Genomic DNA, 18,415 nt, shown 5'->3' on the forward strand with positions numbered 1-18,415 from the left:
AAAGGAAACAGTGTGTCGTTTCAATTTTCAGCTTGATCCAGATTTTTAAAGAGCAAATATCTCAAACGTGATTCCTGAGAATCAGTTTTGAGATATGTCGGCACGCGTCTTTCACTCACATACCAGCAAGTGGCGTCCCCTAGGGGATTCGAACCCCTGTTACCGCCGTGAAAGGGCGGTGTCCTGGGCCTCTAGACGAAGGGGACACTGAAGTCTCAATCGCAAGACGCCTTGCTATTTACTTTTCATCAGACAATCTGTGTGAGCACTACAAAGGCAGGTTCTTTCAGGTAAGGAGGTGATCCAACCGCAGGTTCCCCTACGGTTACCTTGTTACGACTTCACCCCAGTCATGAATCACAAAGTGGTAAGCGCCCTCCCGAAGGTTAAGCTACCTACTTCTTTTGCAACCCACTCCCATGGTGTGACGGGCGGTGTGTACAAGGCCCGGGAACGTATTCACCGTGGCATTCTGATCCACGATTACTAGCGATTCCGACTTCACGGAGTCGAGTTGCAGACTCCGATCCGGACTACGACATACTTTATGAGGTCCGCTTGCTCTCGCGAGGTCGCTTCTCTTTGTATATGCCATTGTAGCACGTGTGTAGCCCTGGTCGTAAGGGCCATGATGACTTGACGTCATCCCCACCTTCCTCCAGTTTATCACTGGCAGTCTCCTTTGAGTTCCCGACCGAATCGCTGGCAACAAAGGATAAGGGTTGCGCTCGTTGCGGGACTTAACCCAACATTTCACAACACGAGCTGACGACAGCCATGCAGCACCTGTCTCACGGTTCCCGAAGGCACTAAAGCATCTCTGCTGAATTCCGCGGATGTCAAGACCAGGTAAGGTTCTTCGCGTTGCATCGAATTAAACCACATGCTCCACCGCTTGTGCGGGCCCCCGTCAATTCATTTGAGTTTTAACCTTGCGGCCGTACTCCCCAGGCGGTCGACTTAACGCGTTAGCTCCGGAAGCCACTCCTCAAGGGAACAACCTCCAAGTCGACATCGTTTACAGCGTGGACTACCAGGGTATCTAATCCTGTTTGCTCCCCACGCTTTCGCACCTGAGCGTCAGTCTTTGTCCAGGGGGCCGCCTTCGCCACCGGTATTCCTCCAGATCTCTACGCATTTCACCGCTACACCTGGAATTCTACCCCCCTCTACAAGACTCAAGCCTGCCAGTTTCAAATGCAGTTCCCAGGTTGAGCCCGGGGATTTCACATCTGACTTAACAGACCGCCTGCGTGCGCTTTACGCCCAGTAATTCCGATTAACGCTTGCACCCTCCGTATTACCGCGGCTGCTGGCACGGAGTTAGCCGGTGCTTCTTCTGCGAGTAACGTCAATTGCTGAGGTTATTAACCTCAACACCTTCCTCCTCGCTGAAAGTACTTTACAACCCGAAGGCCTTCTTCATACACGCGGCATGGCTGCATCAGGCTTGCGCCCATTGTGCAATATTCCCCACTGCTGCCTCCCGTAGGAGTCTGGACCGTGTCTCAGTTCCAGTGTGGCTGGTCATCCTCTCAGACCAGCTAGGGATCGTCGCCTAGGTGAGCCGTTACCTCACCTACAAGCTAATCCCATCTGGGCACATCTGATGGCATGAGGCCCGAAGGTCCCCCACTTTGGTCTTGCGACGTTATGCGGTATTAGCTACCGTTTCCAGTAGTTATCCCCCTCCATCAGGCAGTTTCCCAGACATTACTCACCCGTCCGCCACTCGTCACCCGAGAGCAAGCTCTCTGTGCTACCGTTCGACTTGCATGTGTTAGGCCTGCCGCCAGCGTTCAATCTGAGCCATGATCAAACTCTTCAATTTAAGTTTGATGCTCGTGAATTAAACTTCGTAATGAATTACGTATGTTCACTCAGAGACTTGGTATTCATTTTTCGTCCGAAGACGTTAAGAATCCATGTCACTTTGAGTGCCCACACAGATTGTCTGATAAATTGTTAAAGAGCAGTGCAACGCGGCTTTCGCTCACCGTTGCGAGGTGGCGTATAATACGCTTTCCTCTTGCAGAGTCAACCCTTTAATTCAGGATTTTTCTCTTGCGACCCGGCTTAATCTGTGAAGTTGTTCACATTTGCCGTGTCAGTGGGAGCGCATTATAGGGAGTTCTTTTGGTATGGCAAGCCATAAAATACAAAAAACCTATCAAGCGCTCATTATTTGAACTTACCCATCCATATCTCAGATAGCAAAAACCGATAAAACCCAGGCCTGGCACGGCCTGCGGCTCATTGCAGACAACATACCGTTTTTTCAAAAAATGCGCGGCGACCTGCGCGCAGATGACGCCCTCTGGTTTAGAGAGGCCACAAACGGCGGATTAAGCAGCCGCTTTGACTCACGACAAGGCGCCCTCGGTTCACACCTTTCTATAATCAGGGCCGTTTCTTCCTTAGTGGTGTGAATCTATGGCTTATCAACTGAATATTAACTGGCCCGAGTTTTTAGAGAAGTACTGGCAAAAGCAGCCGATAGTATTAAAGAATGCTTTCCCGAACTTCGTCGATCCGATCACCCCGGACGAGCTGGCGGGTCTGGCCATGGAACCGGAAGTCGACAGTCGGCTGGTCAGCCTGGTGAACGAGCAGTGGCAGGCCAGCAACGGGCCGTTCGAACATTTTGATGGCCTGGGCGAAACCGGCTGGTCGCTGCTGGCGCAGGCGGTAAACCACTGGCATATGCCCGCCGCCGAGCTGGTTCGCCCGTTCCGCGTGCTGCCTGACTGGCGTCTGGATGACCTGATGATCTCCTTCTCGGTCCCGGGCGGCGGCGTTGGCCCGCATATCGACCAGTATGATGTCTTCATTATTCAGGGCATGGGCAGCCGCCGCTGGCGCGTAGGCGACAAGCTGCCGATGCGTCAGTTCTGCCCGCACCCGGCGCTGCTGCACGTCGATCCTTTCCCGCCGATTATTGATGAAGACCTCGAACCGGGCGATATCCTTTATATCCCGCCAGGATTCCCGCACGACGGCATCACCCACGAAACGGCGCTGAATTACTCCGTTGGCTTCCGTGGGCCAAACGGTCGCGACCTGATCAGCAGCTTTGCCGACTACGCGCTGGAAAACGATCTTGGCGGCGAGCACTATAGCGATCCGGACCTGACCTGTCGCGAACACCCCGGCCGGGTAGAAGAGTATGAGCTCGAACGCCTGCGCGGAATGATGATCGACATGATTAGCCAGCCGGAGGAGTTCACCCAGTGGTTCGGCCGCTTTGCCACCACCCCGCGTCACGATCTGGACATCGCGCCGGCCGAGCCGCCTTATGCAGAAGAAGAGGTTGTTGATGCTCTGAACGGCGGCGAAACGCTGGCCCGCCTGAGCGGCCTGCGGGTACTGCATATCGGCGACAGCTTCTTTGTAAACAGCGAAGCGCTGGCAATCACCGATGCCGAGGCGCTGGACGCGCTGTGCCGCTACACCTCGCTGGGTAAAGATGAGCTGGGCAAGGCGCTGCACAACCCGCAATTTATCGCCGAGCTGACGCGCCTTATCAACCAGGGCTACTGGTACTTCGAAGAGTAAGCGTCCCGAAGCCTGGCGCCGCCGGGCTTCTTTTTATAGCCTGCTTTTACTACGCCCGTTTTGGCAGCATCAGAATAAAGCGGGTTGCGCGTACGTCGGACTCCACCGCCACGCTGCCGCGGTGCGCCGTGACGATTGATTTAACGATCGCCAGCCCTATGCCGCTCCCCTCGCCTTTCCGCTGGCGGGAGGGATCGACGCGGTAGAAGCGGTCGAAAAGCCGCGACAAATGTTCCGCAGGGATCGGCGCTCCCGGATTCTCAACGACCAGTTGAACCTGGTCATTGGCCTCGGTCAGATGAACGGTGACCGCCCGGCCGCCAGGCGTATAGCGGATAGCGTTAGAGAGCAAATTGCTCATCGCCCGGCGCAGCATTAGCGGATCACCAACTACCCAGCAGGCGCTGCCGCTAAAGCGCAGGGCCACTTCCCGCTCCTCGGCCCAGGCTTCAAAGAAGTCGAAGACCTTGCTGACCTCATCGGCCAGATTCAGCGCTTTTAGCTCCGGAATCAGCTGATTATTGTCAGCCTGCGCCAAAAACAGCATATCGCTGACCATTCGCGACATCCGCGAGAACTCTTCCAGATTGGAGTACAGCACATCTTCCAGCTCTTTCTGGCTGCGGGTCTGACTGAGCGCGATCTCCGTCTGGGTCACCAGGTTGGTGATCGGCGTGCGGATCTCATGGGCAATATCTGCGGAAAAGTTGGACTGACGGGTAAACACATCCTCTATACGTTCAAGCATGTGGTTAAACGACAGCACCAGCCGCTCCAGCTCAATCGGCACGGACTGCGGGTTTAAGCGCACATCGAGGTCGCGAGAAGTAATGTTTTGAATCTGTCGGCTGACCCGGCGAATCGGCTTATGTCCGTGATAGACCACGAACAGCACGATGAAGATGATAAGGATACTGATCATCGTCGCCGCCGAAATCAGCCTCGCCTTCAGCTCGTTAATATAGTGGAGATGAAAATCGATCGACAGGGCCATCAGCAGGCGGTAGTCCGGCCTGCCTTCCGCCGCGCGGCTAAGCGGCAGCATAATCAGCCGCCAGGAGCGGGTCTGCATCTGGTGATTGTCATGGCTTAACGCCCGCGGATGCGGATCGACCCACGAAATGACGTTGCCATCCTGCAATCTGGCGGCGAGCCCCGGCGTACTCATGATATGGCTGAGATCCGGGCCATTCGGCGACTGGAACAGGATCTTGCCGCTGCCGTCATCGAGGCAAATAAAGACGTTGGCGTAGCCATCGATCACGTTCTTTAAGATCTCCAGCCGCCGCGCCTGAGGAGAGTCGGTGTGGTTGAGCACCGTCTCAAGGGTGGTGGCCAGTTGCCTGAGATCGTGGGCATCACGCTCTTCAAAGTGCGCCTTTACCGAGTGGATCATTATCCAGGTGAAGGCGAAAAAGGCCACTATCGTCGCCAGGCTGATAAAAAAGGTCAGCCGCGTCGCCAGCGAAAAAGGCCGCTGCAGCAGCTTAATCGCCATCCGGCACCTCAAGCACGTAGCCGACGCCGCGCACGGTCTGGATAAGCTTCGGCTCAAAATCATTATCGATTTTGCCCCGCAGCCGCTTCACCGCCACGTCAATGGCGTTGGTGTCGCTGTCAAAATTCATATCCCACACCTGAGAGGCGATCAGCGAACGGGGCAGAACTTCCCCCTGATGGCGGATAAAGAACTCCAGCAGCGTAAACTCTTTGCTGGTCAGCGTGATGCGCGCGCCCGCGCGGGTCACCCTGCGGCTAACCAGGTCGAGCGTTAAGTCCGCCACCTGAAACTGGCTCTCAACGATCGTCGCCGCCCCGCGGCGCAGGAGCGTCCTGACGCGCGCCAGCAGCTCGGCGAAGGCAAAGGGCTTCACCAGATAGTCATCGGCCCCGAGTTCCAGCCCCTTCACCCGATGCTCAACGGTCCCCAGCGCGGTCAGCAGCAGGATCGGCATGCCCTTATCGGCGGATCGCAGCATTCTGACGATATCCCAGCCGTTCACGTCCGGCAGCATGATATCGAGGATCAGCAGATCGTAATCGCTGGTCATCGCCAGGTGATAGCCGTTCAGACCGTTATCCGCCAGATCGACAACAAAACCGGCTTCCGTCAGCCCTTTCGTCAGGTACTCACCGGTTTTCATCTCATCTTCGACGATCAAAATCTTCATCACCTGCTCCTTCACGCGCCGGTTGTGCGGGCTTTCAATTTTAGAGGAGCCAAACCGGATAGCAATGAATTCTCAGGAAAATGACAGCTTTGTCATTTTCCCGTCACGCGTCAAACAGACGCCGTTGCGTAAAGTACGAGGCATTCCCTGATAGCCGATAAATCTGCCACTATGCGCCAGTTAAAGCTTGTTTCTCTCAGCGTTATTTTTATTCTGACGGGCTGTCTCTCCTTAGCCCCGGAGTACCGACAGCCGCCTTCGCCGGTGCCGCAGCAGTTCTCCCTCAGCCAGAACAAACTGGTTGCGCCGCCTGCGGGCTATCAGGACAGCGGCTGGCGCGCCTTTTTCGCCGATCCGCAGGTTAAATCGCTGATTGCGACCGCGCTCGTCGATAACCGGGACCTGCGCATGGCAACCCTGAAAGTACAGGAAGCGCGGGCGCAGTACGGCGTGACCGATGCCGACCGTTATCCACAGTTGAGCAACGCCGCCAGCAGCACCTACGGCGGGAAGCTCAAAGGCGATACCGCCACCAGCAGCGACTATCAGGCCGGGCTGAACCTCAGCTTCGATCTCGACTTCTTCGGCCGCCTGAAAAACATGAGCGAGGCGCAGCGGCAGACCTTTTTCGCCAGCGAAGAAGCCCGGCGCGCGGTGCACATCTTATTAATTTCAAACGTTGCGCAAAGCTACTTCAACCAGCGGCTGGCCGCAGCGCAGCTCGCCGTGGCGCGCGAGACGCTACAAAACTACCGCCAGTCCTACGCTTTTGTAGAGAAACAGCTGCTGACCGGCAGCAGTAGCGTGCTGGCGCTGGAGCAGGCGCGCGGGGTGATTGAAAGCACCCGCGCCGACATCGCCAGGCGAGAAGGCGAGCTGGCGCAGGCCAATAACGCCCTGCAGCTGCTGCTGGGCAGCTATCAGCGGCTGCCAGACGACGCGGCCGGCAGCGCGGCGGATATTCACAGCGTCAGGCTGCCGCCCGCCCTCTCCTCGCAGATCTTACTCCAGCGTCCCGATATTTTAGAGGCCGAGCACGAGCTGCGGGCGGCGAACGCCAATATCGGCGCCGCGCGGGCGGCTTTCTTCCCGTCGATTACGCTAACCAGCTCGCTTTCCGCCAGCAGCGCCGACCTCTCCAGCCTGTTTAATCCCGCCAGCGGGATGTGGAATTTCATCCCTAAAATCGAGCTGCCGATATTCAACGCCGGGCGTAATCAGGCCAATCTCGATGTCGCCGAAATCCGCCAGCAGCAGTCGGTGGTGAATTACGAACAGAAAATCCAGAACGCCTTTAAAGAGGTGGCCGACGCCCTGGCCCTGCGCCAGAGCCTGGCGGATCAAATCAGCGCCCAGCAGCGCTATTTCGCCTCCCTGCAAATCACCCTACAGCGCGCCAGAACGCTCTATCAGCATGGCGCGGTCAGCTATATCGAAGTGCTGGACGCCGAACGTTCGCTGTTCGCCACGCAGCAGGCCCTGCTGGATCTCAACTACGCCCGCCAGGTTAACGAAATTCAGACTCTTTACCGCCCTCGGCGGCGGCTGGCTGGCATAACCCATTATTGAATATCAGGAGTGTTAATCATGAATCATGTCGCAAAAACGGTCATTTTGGGCCTTCTTCTGTCTGCAGCGGTCTCCGGCGCCCAAGCCGCCGGGCACCAGCATGGCGAAATGATGTCCGCCGCGCCAGCCGCCGGGCAGGTGCAGGTCATCAGCACCACCGGTGAAGTTAAAACCATTGATATGGAAAGTAAAAAAGTCACTATCGACCATGACGCCATCCCGGCGCTGAACTGGCCGCCGATGACTATGCGCTTCACCATCACCCCGCAAACCCAGCTTAACGCGATTAAGCCCGGCGATAAGGTCACTTTTACCTTTATCCAGCAGGGCGGCCTCTCCTTATTACAGGATATCCACGTTAACTAATAAAGGTGTTCACGGAGCGCATTACGATGGCCTCTCTAAAACTTAAAACCGCTGCGCTCATTATCAGCAGTATGTCTCTTGGCGGCATTATTGCAGCGGGCCTCTATATCGGGCTTTCGCCCGTCCACCCTGCGGGCGACGCGGAGCCAGCCGCCGGGCAGGCGCGTAAAGTCCTGTTCTGGTATGACCCGATGTACCCCAATACGCGTTTTGATAAGCCGGGAAAATCGCCGTTTATGGATATGGACCTGGTGGCCAAATACGCCGATGAAGAGGCCCAGCCCTCGGCCGCCCCGGGCGTACGCATCGACCCGACGCAAACGCAGAATCTGGGCGTCAAAACCGCCGCCGTCGCGCGCGGGCCGCTAAGCTACGCCCGGACCTTCCCGGCCAACGTCAGCTATAACGAATACCAGTTTGTCATCGTCCAGGCGCGCGCGGCGGGCTTTATCGACAGGGTCTACCCGTTAACCGTCGGCGATAAGATTAAGCAAGGCACTCCGCTGATCGACCTGACCATTCCCGACTGGGTCGAGGCGCAGAGCGAATATCTGCTGCTGCAGGAAACCGGCGGCACCGCCACCCAGGTGGAGGGGATCCTCGAGCGGCTGCGCCTCGCCGGGATGCCGGATGACGATATCCGCCGCCTGAAGGCGACGCGCAAAATTCAGACCCGCTTCACCCTAAAAGCGCCGATTGACGGCGTGATTACCGCCTTTGATCTACGCGCCGGCATGAACATCGCCAAAGATAACGTGGTGGCCAAAATTCAGGGCATGGACCCGGTGTGGATTAGCGCCTCGGTGCCGGAATCCATCGCATGGCTGATTAAAGACGCTTCGCAGTTTGTCCTTTCCGTTCCGGCATGGCCGGACAAAGCCTTCACCATCAGTAAATGGAGCATTCTGCCCGGCGTGGATGCGGCCACCCGCACGCTGCAGCTGCGTCTGCAGGTCGATAACCCGGATGAAGCGCTGAAACCGGGAATGACCGCCTGGCTGAAGCTGAACGCGCAGAGTCAGCCGATGCTGCTGATCCCGTCGAAAGCGCTGATCGACAGCGGCGCGGAACAGCGGGTCATCACCGTGGACGGCGACGGCCGCTTCGTGCCGAAACGGGTCGAGGTCTTCCAGCAGTCCGGCGATATGACGGCGATCCGCTCCGGTATTCGCGAAGGAGAGAAGGTGGTCGCCAGCGGCCTGTTCCTGATTGATTCCGAAGCCAATATCTCCGGCGCGCTGGATCGGATGCGCGCCCGGCCGACCGCCGCGGCGCCGAATATGCCGAATAACCCGGCGCATGCGCACTGAGGAGATAGCAAATGATTGAATGGATTATCCGTCGCTCGGTGGCTAACCGCTTTCTGGTGATGATGGGAGCGCTGTTCCTCAGCATCTGGGGGACGTGGACCATTGTCCACACGCCGGTGGACGCGCTGCCGGATCTCTCCGACGTGCAGGTGATCGTCAAGACCAGCTACCCCGGACAGGCGCCGCAAATCGTTGAAAACCAGGTCACCTGGCCGCTGACCACTACCATGCTGTCGGTGCCGGGCGCCAAAACGGTGCGCGGCTTCTCGCAGTTCGGCGCTTCCTACGTCTACGTGATTTTTGCCGACGGCACCGATCCCTACTGGGCGCGCTCAAGGGTGCTGGAATACCTCAACCAGGTGCAGGGCAAGCTCCCGGCCGGCGTCAGCGCCGAGATGGGGCCGGATGCCACCGGCGTCGGCTGGATCTACGAGTACGCGCTGGTCGATCGCAGCGGCAAGCACGACCTCGCTGAGCTGAGATCGCTGCAGGACTGGTTTTTAAAATATGAGCTGAAAACCATCCCGGACGTTTCGGAAGTGGCGTCGGTGGGCGGCGCGGTTAAAGAGTATCAGGTCGTTGTCGATCCGCTGAAGCTGACCCAGTACGGCATTACCCTGGCGGCAGTGAAATCGGCGCTGGATAGCGCCAACCAGGAGGCCGGCGGCTCTTCCGTCGAGCTGGCGGAAGCCGAGTATATGGTGCGCGCCAGCGGCTATCTGCAAAGCCTCGACGATTTTAACAATATCGTGCTGACAACCGGCGACAGCGGCGTGCCGGTATATCTGCGCGACGTCGCCAGGGTACAAATCGGCCCGGAAATGCGCCGCGGCATTGCCGAACTGAACGGTGAAGGTGAAGTGGCCGGCGGCGTGGTGATCCTGCGCTCCGGTAAGAACGCCCGCGAAGTTATTTCGGCCGTAAGAAGCAAGCTGGCGTCCCTGCAGGGCAGCCTGCCGGAAGGGGTTGAGGTGGTCACCACCTATGACCGCAGCCAGCTGATCGATCGGGCCATCGACAACCTCAGCGCAAAGCTGCTGGAGGAGTTTATCGTTGTTGCGCTGGTCTGCGCCCTGTTCCTGTGGCACATACGCTCGGCGCTGGTCGCCATTATCTCTCTGCCGCTCGGCCTGTGCTTCGCCTTTATCATGATGCATTTCCAGGGGCTGAACGCCAACATCATGTCGCTCGGCGGGATTGCGATTGCGGTGGGGGCGATGGTCGATGCCGCCATCGTGATGATAGAAAACGCCCATAAGCGGCTGGAGGAGTGGGATCATCAGCATCCCGGAGAGCGGCCCGATAACGAGACGCGCTGGAAAATCATCACCGACGCTTCGGTGGAAGTCGGCCCAGCGCTGTTTATCAGCCTGCTGATTATCACCCTGTCGTTTATCCCGATTTTCACCCTCGAAGGGCAGGAAGGGAAGCTGTTCGGCCCGCTGGCGTTTACCAAAACCTGGTCGATGGCCGGGGCGGCCCTGCTGGCGATCGTGGCGATCCCGATCCTGATGGGATTGTGGATCCGCGGCAGGATCCCGGCGGAGAGCAGCAACCCGCTCAACCGTTTGCTGATCCGCATTTATCACCCCCTGCTGCTAAAGGTGCTGCGCTGGCCGAAGACGACCCTGCTGGTCGCGGCGCTGACGATCCTGACGGTTATCTGGCCCCTCAGTCGGGTGGGCGGCGAGTTTCTACCGCAGATCAACGAAGGCGATCTGCTGTATATGCCGTCGACGCTGCCGGGGATTTCCGCCTCGCAGGCGGCGGATATGCTGCAGAAGACAGATAAGCTGATCATGACGGTGCCGGAAGTGGCCCGCGTGTTCGGCAAGACCGGCAAGGCCGAGACCGCCACCGATTCCGCGCCGCTGGAGATGGTCGAGACGACCATTCAGCTCAAGCCGCAGGATCAGTGGCGCCCGGGGATGACCATGGAGAAGATCGTCGAGGAGCTGGATAAAACCGTGCGCCTGCCGGGGCTCGCCAACCTGTGGGTGCCGCCGATCCGTAACCGGATCGATATGCTCTCCACCGGGATCAAAAGCCCAATCGGTATAAAGGTCTCCGGCAGCAACCTCGCCGACATCGACGCGAGCGCCGAGCAGATTGAAGCCGTGGCCCGCACCGTGCCGGGCGTCACCTCGGCGCTGGCGGAACGGCTGGTCGGCGGACGCTATCTCAATATCGATATTAACCGTGAGAAGGCCGCCCGCTACGGCATGAGCGTCGGCGACGTGCAGCTGTTCGTCTCATCGGCCATAGGCGGCGCGATGGTGGGCGAAACGGTGGAAGGCGTTGAACGCTATCCGATCAACATCCGCTACCCGCAGAGCTATCGCGATAGCCCGGAGGCCCTGCGCCAGCTGCCGATCCTGACGCCGCTGAAGCAGCAAATCGTCCTCGGCGACGTGGCGGAGGTGAAGGTGGTAACCGGTCCGTCGATGCTGAAAACCGAGAACGCCCGCCCGACCAGCTGGATCTATATCGACGTCCGGGATCGCGACATGGTTTCGGTGGTTCACGATCTGCAGCGGGCCGTCGTCGAGGGCGTGAAGCTGAAGCCGGGGACCAGCGTCTCCTACTCCGGCCAGTTTGAGCTGCTCGAACGCGCCAACCAGAAGCTGAAGCTGATGGTCCCTATGACGCTGATGATCATTTTCGTGCTGCTGTACCTGGCGTTCCGTCGCGTTGGCGAAGCGCTGCTAATCGTCGCCAGCGTGCCGTTCGCGCTGGTCGGCGGCATCTGGTTCCTCTACTGGATGGGGTTCCATCTGTCGGTAGCGACCGGCACCGGCTTTATCGCCCTTGCCGGGGTAGCGGCGGAGTTTGGCGTGGTGATGCTGATGTACCTGCGCCACGCCATTGAAGCGGAACCGACGCTGGAAAACGCGGCAACCTTCAGCGCAGACCGGCTCGACGAGGCGCTGTATCAGGGCGCGGTGCTGCGCGTGCGGCCAAAGGCGATGACCGTGGCGGTGATTATCGCCGGCCTGCTGCCAATTTTATGGGGCACCGGCGCCGGTTCCGAGGTGATGAGCCGCATCGCCGCGCCGATGATTGGCGGGATGATCACCGCCCCGCTGCTGTCGCTGTTTATTATTCCGGCGGCCTATAAGCTGATGTGGCTGTATCGGCACCGACGCCCGGCGCAGCGGGCATAACCCAGCAGCGGCGGGCCGGACGCGCTTCGCCCCGCTCGCCGACTTATCAGGAGGAAGCTAGGCTGTGTCCCTTAATTACATAACCTCTTGTAAAACAATCGGATGCAACCCAGTTTCACCATCGCCAGATAATTCCTCGCCGTTTTGTCGTAACGTGTGGCAATGCGGCGGTATTCTTTCAGGCGACCAAAGCACCTCTCAACAACATTGCGATTGCGGTAGGCTTCACGATCGAGTGGTGAACGACCATCTGTGGCCATTTTTTCATTGGATTTACGCGGGATGACAACTTTTATCCCTCTTCTTTTCAGTTCGTTACGTAACGCATGTCCGGAGTAGGCTTTATCAGCCAGTACTGCATGACCACGGCGCTTGATACTTCCGTTCTGGCGCTGAACACCGATACCGTCCAGAAGACGTTGTGCAAACTGGCTTTCGTGAGCCTGACCGGGACTCAGTACGATGTTTAACGGCAGACCACTTCCGTCTGTCGCCAGATGAATTTTGGTGCCAAAACCACCGCGAGAGCGACCCAGCCCATTATCTCCGGTGATATCGGGTTGTTTTTTTGCGCACCGGCAGCACATTTCAGCGCCCGGATATTGCTGCCATCCAGTGCAGTGGCCGACCAGTCCACGAGGCCATGTGCATCCAGAGCTGAAAGTAACTTGTTGAAAATAATGTTAATCACACCCGATTTTGACCATCGGTTAAAGCGGTTATAAACGGTCTTCCATGGGCCGTACCGTTCAGGTAAATCACGCCATGGTGCACCTGAACACAGCACCCAGAACATGCCGTTGATGATCATACGATGCTCCGCCCACGGACGCCCGGCCTGTGGAGAGGCAGACGCTGCTGGCAGAAAGGGTTGGATGATAGTCCATGCTTCATCGGGAATGTCGTAGCGAGCCATAGTTTAATATGTTGTGGAAACAGACAGTTACTATAGCTCAGGTGATTACGGGACACAGCCTAGCACGTTGATGGAGACATCTTCGCTGCTCGATGCTGGATATGCGCCCGCAGCAGCTTCTCCATCTCCTCTTCTCTCACCCCGGGAGCAATTTTTTCACACGCAAAGGCCAGCGTTCGCTGCCGGTAGGGAGCCAGCAGCGGGTTATTATTTACTAATAATTCGCCAATCGCCTTAACCCGGCTCGCTTCAATCTCCGGCATCGCTTTAATGATGGCTCCGCACGGGATATTGCCATCGTCCCCAATCATAACCAGCGAATAAAAATCGCTGAAGGCTGAGAATTTCCAGGCCGGCACGTTAAATTTATTATAGTTAACCCCGCTGCTGTCGATATTGGCAAAATCGACGGTATAGAACGGAATAAAATCGTTAGCCTGCAGGGCCAGAGAAATAAACGCCGCATCCTCGGTCTTGTGTATCGTTGCCAACACAAGATTGAGCAGAAACTCCATCTGTGTGACCGTCAGATCCACAGATATCACCGCCTCATTTTGCAAAAAGAACAGAAAAGTGACCTTATCCTGACGATCTTTCATCACAAAATCGGTCACCCGCAGCGCGACATCAGGGTTCTGTATCTCATCAAGGGTGACGGAGAGCGCGCGGTTGTTTAAGCGCTCGGTATCAGCGATGGTGCGCGCTCTGATGCTTTCAGGATCCTCGCGGAACATCATCTGCAGCCTGCGGTAACCGCAGAAAACAGCAAAAACCAGGTCCTGTACCCGATCCGGCGGCAGGTACATAAGCGTTTCCGCAGTCAAGACGCTTTGCATCTTCAGGGCCAACGCCCGCACGGCGTTGGGTGATTTAATGATCCCGGTATTAATGCCCGTTAAGATGTTCATAAAATAGTCTCCGTAGTAGGCTGCTGTGGCAATAAGGTAAGTTTCGCTAAATCAATGATCCGATCGGCACAGGCGATGGTTGAAGGACGGTGAGCAATAATAATCCGGGTGATGTTTAAAGATTCAATTGCCGCGTTGACCATCTTTTCATTATTAATATCAAGATGACTGGTGGCTTCATCCATAAATAGAATTTTCGGTTTTTGGTACAGCGCCCGGGCAATAAGCAGGCGCTGCTTTTGACCGCCAGAGATCCCGGCGCCAAGTTCACCGATAATCGTTTCATAGCCCATCGGCATGCGCAGAATCTCTTCATGGATATTGCATTTCATTGCGCAGTCAACGAGCAGAGCCCGATCCATCTCCTCATCAAAGCCGGAAATATTATCGGCAATCGACCCGGAAAACAGGCGGTCCTCCTGTAATACGCAGGCGATATTGCTGCGGAAGTTATTAATGCCGATTTTGTTAATATCAAAACCGCCAATAAATATATCCCCCCGCTCGGGCGTCAGCAGGCCGGACATGACTTTGAGTAACGTTGTTTTACCGATGCCCGACGCGCCGATCAGCGCGACGGATTCCCCAGCGGCAACGCTGATATTGACGTTAGAAAAAACCGGTTTTGACAGCCTGTCGTACTGATAGGCCAAATTCTGCACTTCTAAAGAAACGCCGATATCATCTGCAAAAATCTTTCTTACCGGCGACTCAACCTCGGGTTCGCTATAGACAATTTCTGAAATGCGCTCGTTATGTAGCGACAGCATTTTCAGCTGCATAGTGAGATCGATGAGCGCCGCGGCGCGCTGCGCAAACTGGCCGCGATAGGCGTTAAACGCCATATACATACCGATAGTCATGGTGTTATCCATAACCATCTGCGCACCGAGCCATAAAATGACAACCTGATCGGTCGAGTTAATGAACGTATTAATGCCGCCAAACAGCATATCGAAACGCGTTTGCTTCAGACCTGCGTTGCTGACATCGATATTGGTATTCAGCCAATGCTGGGAGCGCCTGTTTTTCAGGTTAAGCGATTTTATCGTCGCGATGCCGTACAGCGACTCCATAAAATGCGAGCCCGAGCGCGCGCGTTTGACGATTAACTCTTCATTAATGGCACGGTAGAATTTATAGGTGATCGCGCGCATCGCGGCGTAGCACACGGTGAATCCCACCACCACCCACGCCAGCCAGCCGCCGTACAGACACAGCATCACCAGCAGGCCGATGGTCATGATTGAGTCAATAATTCCGCTGACGATGCTGTTAGTGAAGGTTGAGCGGATAGTATCGAGAGAAGCAAACCGCGACTGTATATCCCCCAGCTGGCGTTTCTCAAAGAACGCGAGCGGCAGGCCGATCAGATGATCGAAAAAGCTCGTTTTCCACTGCACGTCGGTCAGCGTATTCAGCTTTAGCGAAACCCACGCGCGGAGCATACTGACCCAGGTTTTAAATATCGTGAAAAACATTAGCCCGACGCAGATCACCAGCAGCAGGTTTTCATCATGTGCGGTAATAACATGATCGGTAACAACCTGCGTGCCCATCGGCAGCAGCAAATTCACCGTTTCAATGACTATCGACAGCATCAATATTTTCGTCAGCGCCGACTTCAGGCCAACAATGTTGTGCATTAGCTCCCGCAGCCTCAGCCGCGAGCGCTGCTTTTCCTGAACAAAGCCGCTATCCGGCCATGCCTCGAGCGCAATGCCGCTGAAGTTTTCTGATATTTCCTTACCGTGGACCACGCGCCGCCCAAGCGCCGGATCGTTAATAATAAAACGCTTACCTTTTACCGCGACCAGCACGACAAAATGATTTAACGACCAGTGCAGTATGCAGGGCATACGGAGCTCGCCGATCTCTTCAATATCCAGAGATAGCGCCCGCGTCTTCAGGCCAGCCTTCTGCGCAATAGTCGCCAGAGCATTTAGCGTCGTCCCGTTAGATGATGAACCATAGATATTGCGAAAGTTGAACAGATCGATATCTTTGCCGTAGAACCCACAAATCATTGATAAGCAGGCATTGCCGCACTCCGTTGATTCAGACTGTATAATAACCGGGACCTTGTTCCTGATTGAAAAGTTGATCCTTCTAAAAATTGAATCAAGCACGTCTTTATTCATCGTTGGGTCCCTTAAGGCTCTGAACTACTTTATATACTGGTGAGAACAGCCACTGATACAGCGGCCTTTCCTCGGTAAAAACAATGCTCTTCGCCTTAAGGCCATTAGACAGCACAAGCGTTCTGTTCTTATAAATAAACTCTTTTTCTTTAACGTTGATAATAGCTTTATAGAGCGTCGGCGACGTATTACTGTTAGCCTGACTATTACCGTAGTCAGATAATTCCCGGCGGGTAACCGGCATTGATGAAATGGACATCACTTTGCCAGAGAATTGCCCAAACTTATCTGAAGGAAAAGCATCGTAGCGAATGTTCACGGTATCGCCGATTTTGACATAGGGTAAACTGTTATCGGGGAGCCATAGCAATAAATAGTAGTCAATACCGCTAAGCTGCTTAACCTGAGCTAAGCTGCTGCCGGCCTCGATCATTTGGCCACGCGTAACGGCTATCGATTCCACCCGGCCGTCAATCGTTGACTTAACTAAAATTCTTCCGCTGGCGCTATTTTCGATTAACTGCGTTTGCAGATCTCTCAGCTGGCTATATTGTGAAGTAATCTGATTATCAAGCTCAGCGGTCTTTACCGTTAAATCGCTACGGGTCTGGGTGAGCTGCAGTTCTATCTGCATTTTCTGCGATGATAATGACTGAAACGCATTTTGCTGCTGGACGAAAAGAGAGTGCTGATTATTGTACTGATCTTTATTGATCAGCCCTCGCCGCAGGTAGTTGCTATAGCTCTGCAGCGAATTCTCAATATGTGAAAGACCTTTTTTAGCCGTCGTCAGCATTTTCTCGGTTTCATCAAGGGAGCGCTCATAGCGCTGAATCTGGCGATGCGTTGTGCCAATAAAATCATCTTTGTTAGCTTTTAGTTTTTTGATGATATCTTCAGCATTGACAATCTTGGCTTTCACCATTGAAATATTAGTATCGCTGACGTTGCCAACGTCGGTATTTTTGGATACATCAAGCTCAAATAACACGGTGCCTTTCTTAACAACATCACCAACCTGGACATACTGTTTCGAGATCGAACCAAGCTGCGGCGAGGAGATATTAAGAGGATGGGGCAGAGTAATAACCTCGCCGACAACATCAATTCTTTTGGTATATTTAAAAAAGCAAAGCATAGCAATAATGACAGCTAAAAAAGCAATACAGCATGCGGAGACTATACCCGTGATCATTGAAACTGCTTGATTTCATGCAGTCAGGGGATCATGCTTAATTCATGAACATCAGACTCTCACCCGAACAGATTGCAGCCCTTGAGGCTCAGCACCGCCTAAGCCGTGACCGCCGTGTCTGCGACAGAATTCGCTGCGTACTCCTCTCTGCTCAGGGCTGGTCAACGACCATGATTGCGCAGTCCCAGCTTATCCATGAGACCACCGTCCTGCGCCATATCGCGGATTATCTTGATGAGGGTAAGCTGACCTCTGAAAACGGTGGTTCTCAGGAGCATCTCAGTTCTGCGCACTCAGCAGAGTTAATCTGTTTGCTGACCGATGACGTACATGTGAGTACAGCCAGTATTGTTGCCCTCGTCAGCGAGCGTTTCGGTGTGTCTTACTCCATTCCGGGGATGAACAAGTGGCTTCACCGCAATGGTTTTTCATGGAAAAAGCCGACGGGCGTCCCGCATAAGTTCAGCGAAGAAAAACAGCAGCAGTTCATGGCTGAATATGAGGCTCTGAAGCTGACGGCGGGTGACAGCGAACCCATCCTGTTTATGGATGCGGTGCATCCCACGCAGTCAACGAAACTGAGTGGTGGCTGGATACGCCGGGGTGAGCGCAAAGCGGTTAAAACCACCGGCAGCCGTACCCGGATGAATATCATCGGGGCACTCAGCCTGAACGACATCGCCCGGACAGTGACCTGCGATTATGCGCAGATTAATGCCAGAACCATTTGTGAGTTTTTCATCGCTATCCGGCAGACTTACCCGGTCAGGCAGAAAGTGCATCTTATACTGGATGGTGCACCGTATCACCGTGCCTCACTGGTGCAGGACTGGGCGGTGGTGATGAATATTGAACTGCACTACCTGCCTCCTTACAGCCCGAATCTGAATCCGATTGAGCGGTTGTGGAAGGTCATGAATGAGCATGCCCGGAACAACCGGTATTTTGCCACGGCGAAGGCCTTCCGGGCGGCAATAAACGGATTTTTCAGCGATACCCTGCCAGTGATAGCCGGGCAACTGACCTGTCGGATTAACGATAATTTCCAGACACTCAGACCAGCATCTTCGGTATGATTGGGTAAATGAAATTGTATTCACGCTCAGGCGCTGTTTAATTT

General features: G+C 55.4%; 11 protein-coding genes, 1 tRNA gene, 1 rRNA gene and 1 pseudogene. 6 read left to right on the forward strand and 8 right to left on the reverse strand.

Features of this window, described 5'->3' with window-relative positions; genetic code table 11:
- Positions 1-130 precede the first annotated feature (130 nt).
- Positions 131-206: transfer RNA gene (locus tag ABOC21_RS21665), tRNA-Glu, on the reverse strand.
- A gap of 85 nt (positions 207-291) precedes the next feature.
- Positions 292-1,831, reverse strand: a 16S ribosomal RNA gene (locus ABOC21_RS21670).
- A 602-nt stretch (positions 1,832-2,433) separates the two neighbouring features.
- Here ABOC21_RS21670 and ABOC21_RS21675 point away from each other — a divergent pair.
- Positions 2,434-3,555, forward strand: a complete 1,122-nt coding sequence (locus ABOC21_RS21675) for a JmjC domain-containing protein (protein ID WP_426813229.1) — start codon at positions 2,434-2,436, stop codon at positions 3,553-3,555.
- 49 nt (positions 3,556-3,604) lie between these two features.
- On the opposite strand, the gene ABOC21_RS21680 is transcribed toward ABOC21_RS21675, so the two are convergent.
- Positions 3,605-5,053, reverse strand: a complete 1,449-nt coding sequence (locus ABOC21_RS21680) for a Cu(+)/Ag(+) sensor histidine kinase (protein ID WP_426813230.1) — start codon at positions 5,051-5,053, stop codon at positions 3,605-3,607.
- Entirely contained in the window at positions 5,043-5,726 is a 684-nt protein-coding gene (locus ABOC21_RS21685) for a copper/silver response regulator transcription factor (RefSeq protein WP_045853224.1), read from the reverse strand. Before ABOC21_RS21685 ends, ABOC21_RS21680 begins: the two co-directional genes overlap by 11 nt.
- Before the next feature lie 171 nt (positions 5,727-5,897).
- Here ABOC21_RS21685 and ABOC21_RS21690 point away from each other — a divergent pair.
- The 4 genes and pseudogenes from ABOC21_RS21690 (at position 5,898) to ABOC21_RS21705 (ending at position 12,135) form a co-directional block, all read left to right on the forward strand.
- Positions 5,898-7,284: pseudogene (locus tag ABOC21_RS21690) on the forward strand (Cu(I)/Ag(I) efflux RND transporter outer membrane protein).
- 29 nt (positions 7,285-7,313) lie between these two features.
- Complete coding sequence (gene cusF, locus ABOC21_RS21695) at positions 7,314-7,661, forward strand: cation efflux system protein CusF (RefSeq protein WP_426813231.1); 348 nt, start codon at positions 7,314-7,316, stop codon at positions 7,659-7,661.
- Between the two features lie 26 nt (positions 7,662-7,687).
- Positions 7,688-8,971 (forward strand): efflux RND transporter periplasmic adaptor subunit, encoded by a 1,284-nt coding sequence (locus ABOC21_RS21700; RefSeq protein WP_426813232.1) that lies wholly within the window; start codon positions 7,688-7,690, stop codon positions 8,969-8,971.
- 11 nt (positions 8,972-8,982) lie between these two features.
- The gene (locus ABOC21_RS21705) at positions 8,983-12,135 is read left to right on the forward strand and encodes a CusA/CzcA family heavy metal efflux RND transporter (RefSeq protein WP_426813233.1); all 3,153 of its coding nucleotides are present in this window, start codon (positions 8,983-8,985) and stop codon (positions 12,133-12,135) included.
- 71 nt (positions 12,136-12,206) lie between these two features.
- Here ABOC21_RS21705 and ABOC21_RS21710 read toward each other — a convergent pair.
- From ABOC21_RS21710 to ABOC21_RS21725, 4 genes are all read right to left on the reverse strand, one after another.
- Positions 12,207-13,051 (reverse strand): IS5 family transposase gene (locus ABOC21_RS21710; protein WP_426812222.1). Its coding sequence is split into 2 segments (ribosomal slippage): positions 12,207-12,706 and positions 12,706-13,051, totalling 846 coding nucleotides; the frame shifts between segments, so codons are not numbered across the junction.
- A 59-nt stretch (positions 13,052-13,110) separates the two neighbouring features.
- Complete coding sequence (gene yjeJ, locus ABOC21_RS21715; protein ID WP_426813234.1) at positions 13,111-13,959, reverse strand: YjeJ family protein; 849 nt, start codon at positions 13,957-13,959, stop codon at positions 13,111-13,113.
- Positions 13,956-16,100 carry a peptidase domain-containing ABC transporter gene (locus ABOC21_RS21720; protein ID WP_426813235.1) on the reverse strand — a complete coding sequence of 715 codons (2,145 nt, stop codon included), beginning with the start codon at positions 16,098-16,100 and terminating at the stop codon, positions 13,956-13,958. Before ABOC21_RS21720 ends, yjeJ begins: the two co-directional genes overlap by 4 nt.
- Positions 16,093-17,295: an HlyD family secretion protein gene (locus ABOC21_RS21725; RefSeq protein ID WP_426813236.1), complete on the reverse strand. Its 1,203-nt coding sequence runs from the start codon at positions 17,293-17,295 to the stop codon at positions 16,093-16,095. The genes ABOC21_RS21720 and ABOC21_RS21725 overlap by 8 nt, the downstream gene beginning before the upstream one ends.
- 44 nt (positions 17,296-17,339) lie before the next feature.
- Here ABOC21_RS21725 and ABOC21_RS21730 point away from each other — a divergent pair, with 44 nt between their 5' ends.
- A complete protein-coding gene (locus tag ABOC21_RS21730; RefSeq protein WP_426812791.1) occupies positions 17,340-18,371 on the forward strand; it encodes an IS630 family transposase in 1,032 nt (343 codons plus the stop codon).
- The last annotated feature ends 44 nt before the right edge of the window (positions 18,372-18,415 follow it).

This window comes from Klebsiella sp. WOUb02 (assembly GCF_050058015.1).
Classification (GTDB): Bacteria; Pseudomonadota; Gammaproteobacteria; order Enterobacterales; family Enterobacteriaceae; genus Klebsiella.

Excerpts from the sequence above, each read along its gene's own strand:
- ABOC21_RS21675 (WP_426813229.1), top strand. The coding sequence starts at position 2,434 with ATGGCTTATCAACTGAATATTAACTGGCCCGAGTTTTTAGAGAAGTAC.
- ABOC21_RS21680 (WP_426813230.1), bottom strand. The coding sequence starts at position 5,053 with ATGGCGATTAAGCTGCTGCAGCGGCCTTTTTCGCTGGCGACGCGGCTG.
- ABOC21_RS21685 (WP_045853224.1), bottom strand. The coding sequence starts at position 5,726 with ATGAAGATTTTGATCGTCGAAGATGAGATGAAAACCGGTGAGTACCTG.
- cusF (WP_426813231.1), top strand. The coding sequence starts at position 7,314 with ATGAATCATGTCGCAAAAACGGTCATTTTGGGCCTTCTTCTGTCTGCA.
- ABOC21_RS21700 (WP_426813232.1), top strand. The coding sequence starts at position 7,688 with ATGGCCTCTCTAAAACTTAAAACCGCTGCGCTCATTATCAGCAGTATG.
- ABOC21_RS21705 (WP_426813233.1), top strand. The coding sequence starts at position 8,983 with ATGATTGAATGGATTATCCGTCGCTCGGTGGCTAACCGCTTTCTGGTG.
- yjeJ (WP_426813234.1), bottom strand. The coding sequence starts at position 13,959 with ATGAACATCTTAACGGGCATTAATACCGGGATCATTAAATCACCCAAC.
- ABOC21_RS21720 (WP_426813235.1), bottom strand. The coding sequence starts at position 16,100 with ATGAATAAAGACGTGCTTGATTCAATTTTTAGAAGGATCAACTTTTCA.
- ABOC21_RS21725 (WP_426813236.1), bottom strand. The coding sequence starts at position 17,295 with ATGATCACGGGTATAGTCTCCGCATGCTGTATTGCTTTTTTAGCTGTC.
- ABOC21_RS21730 (WP_426812791.1), top strand. The coding sequence starts at position 17,340 with ATGAACATCAGACTCTCACCCGAACAGATTGCAGCCCTTGAGGCTCAG.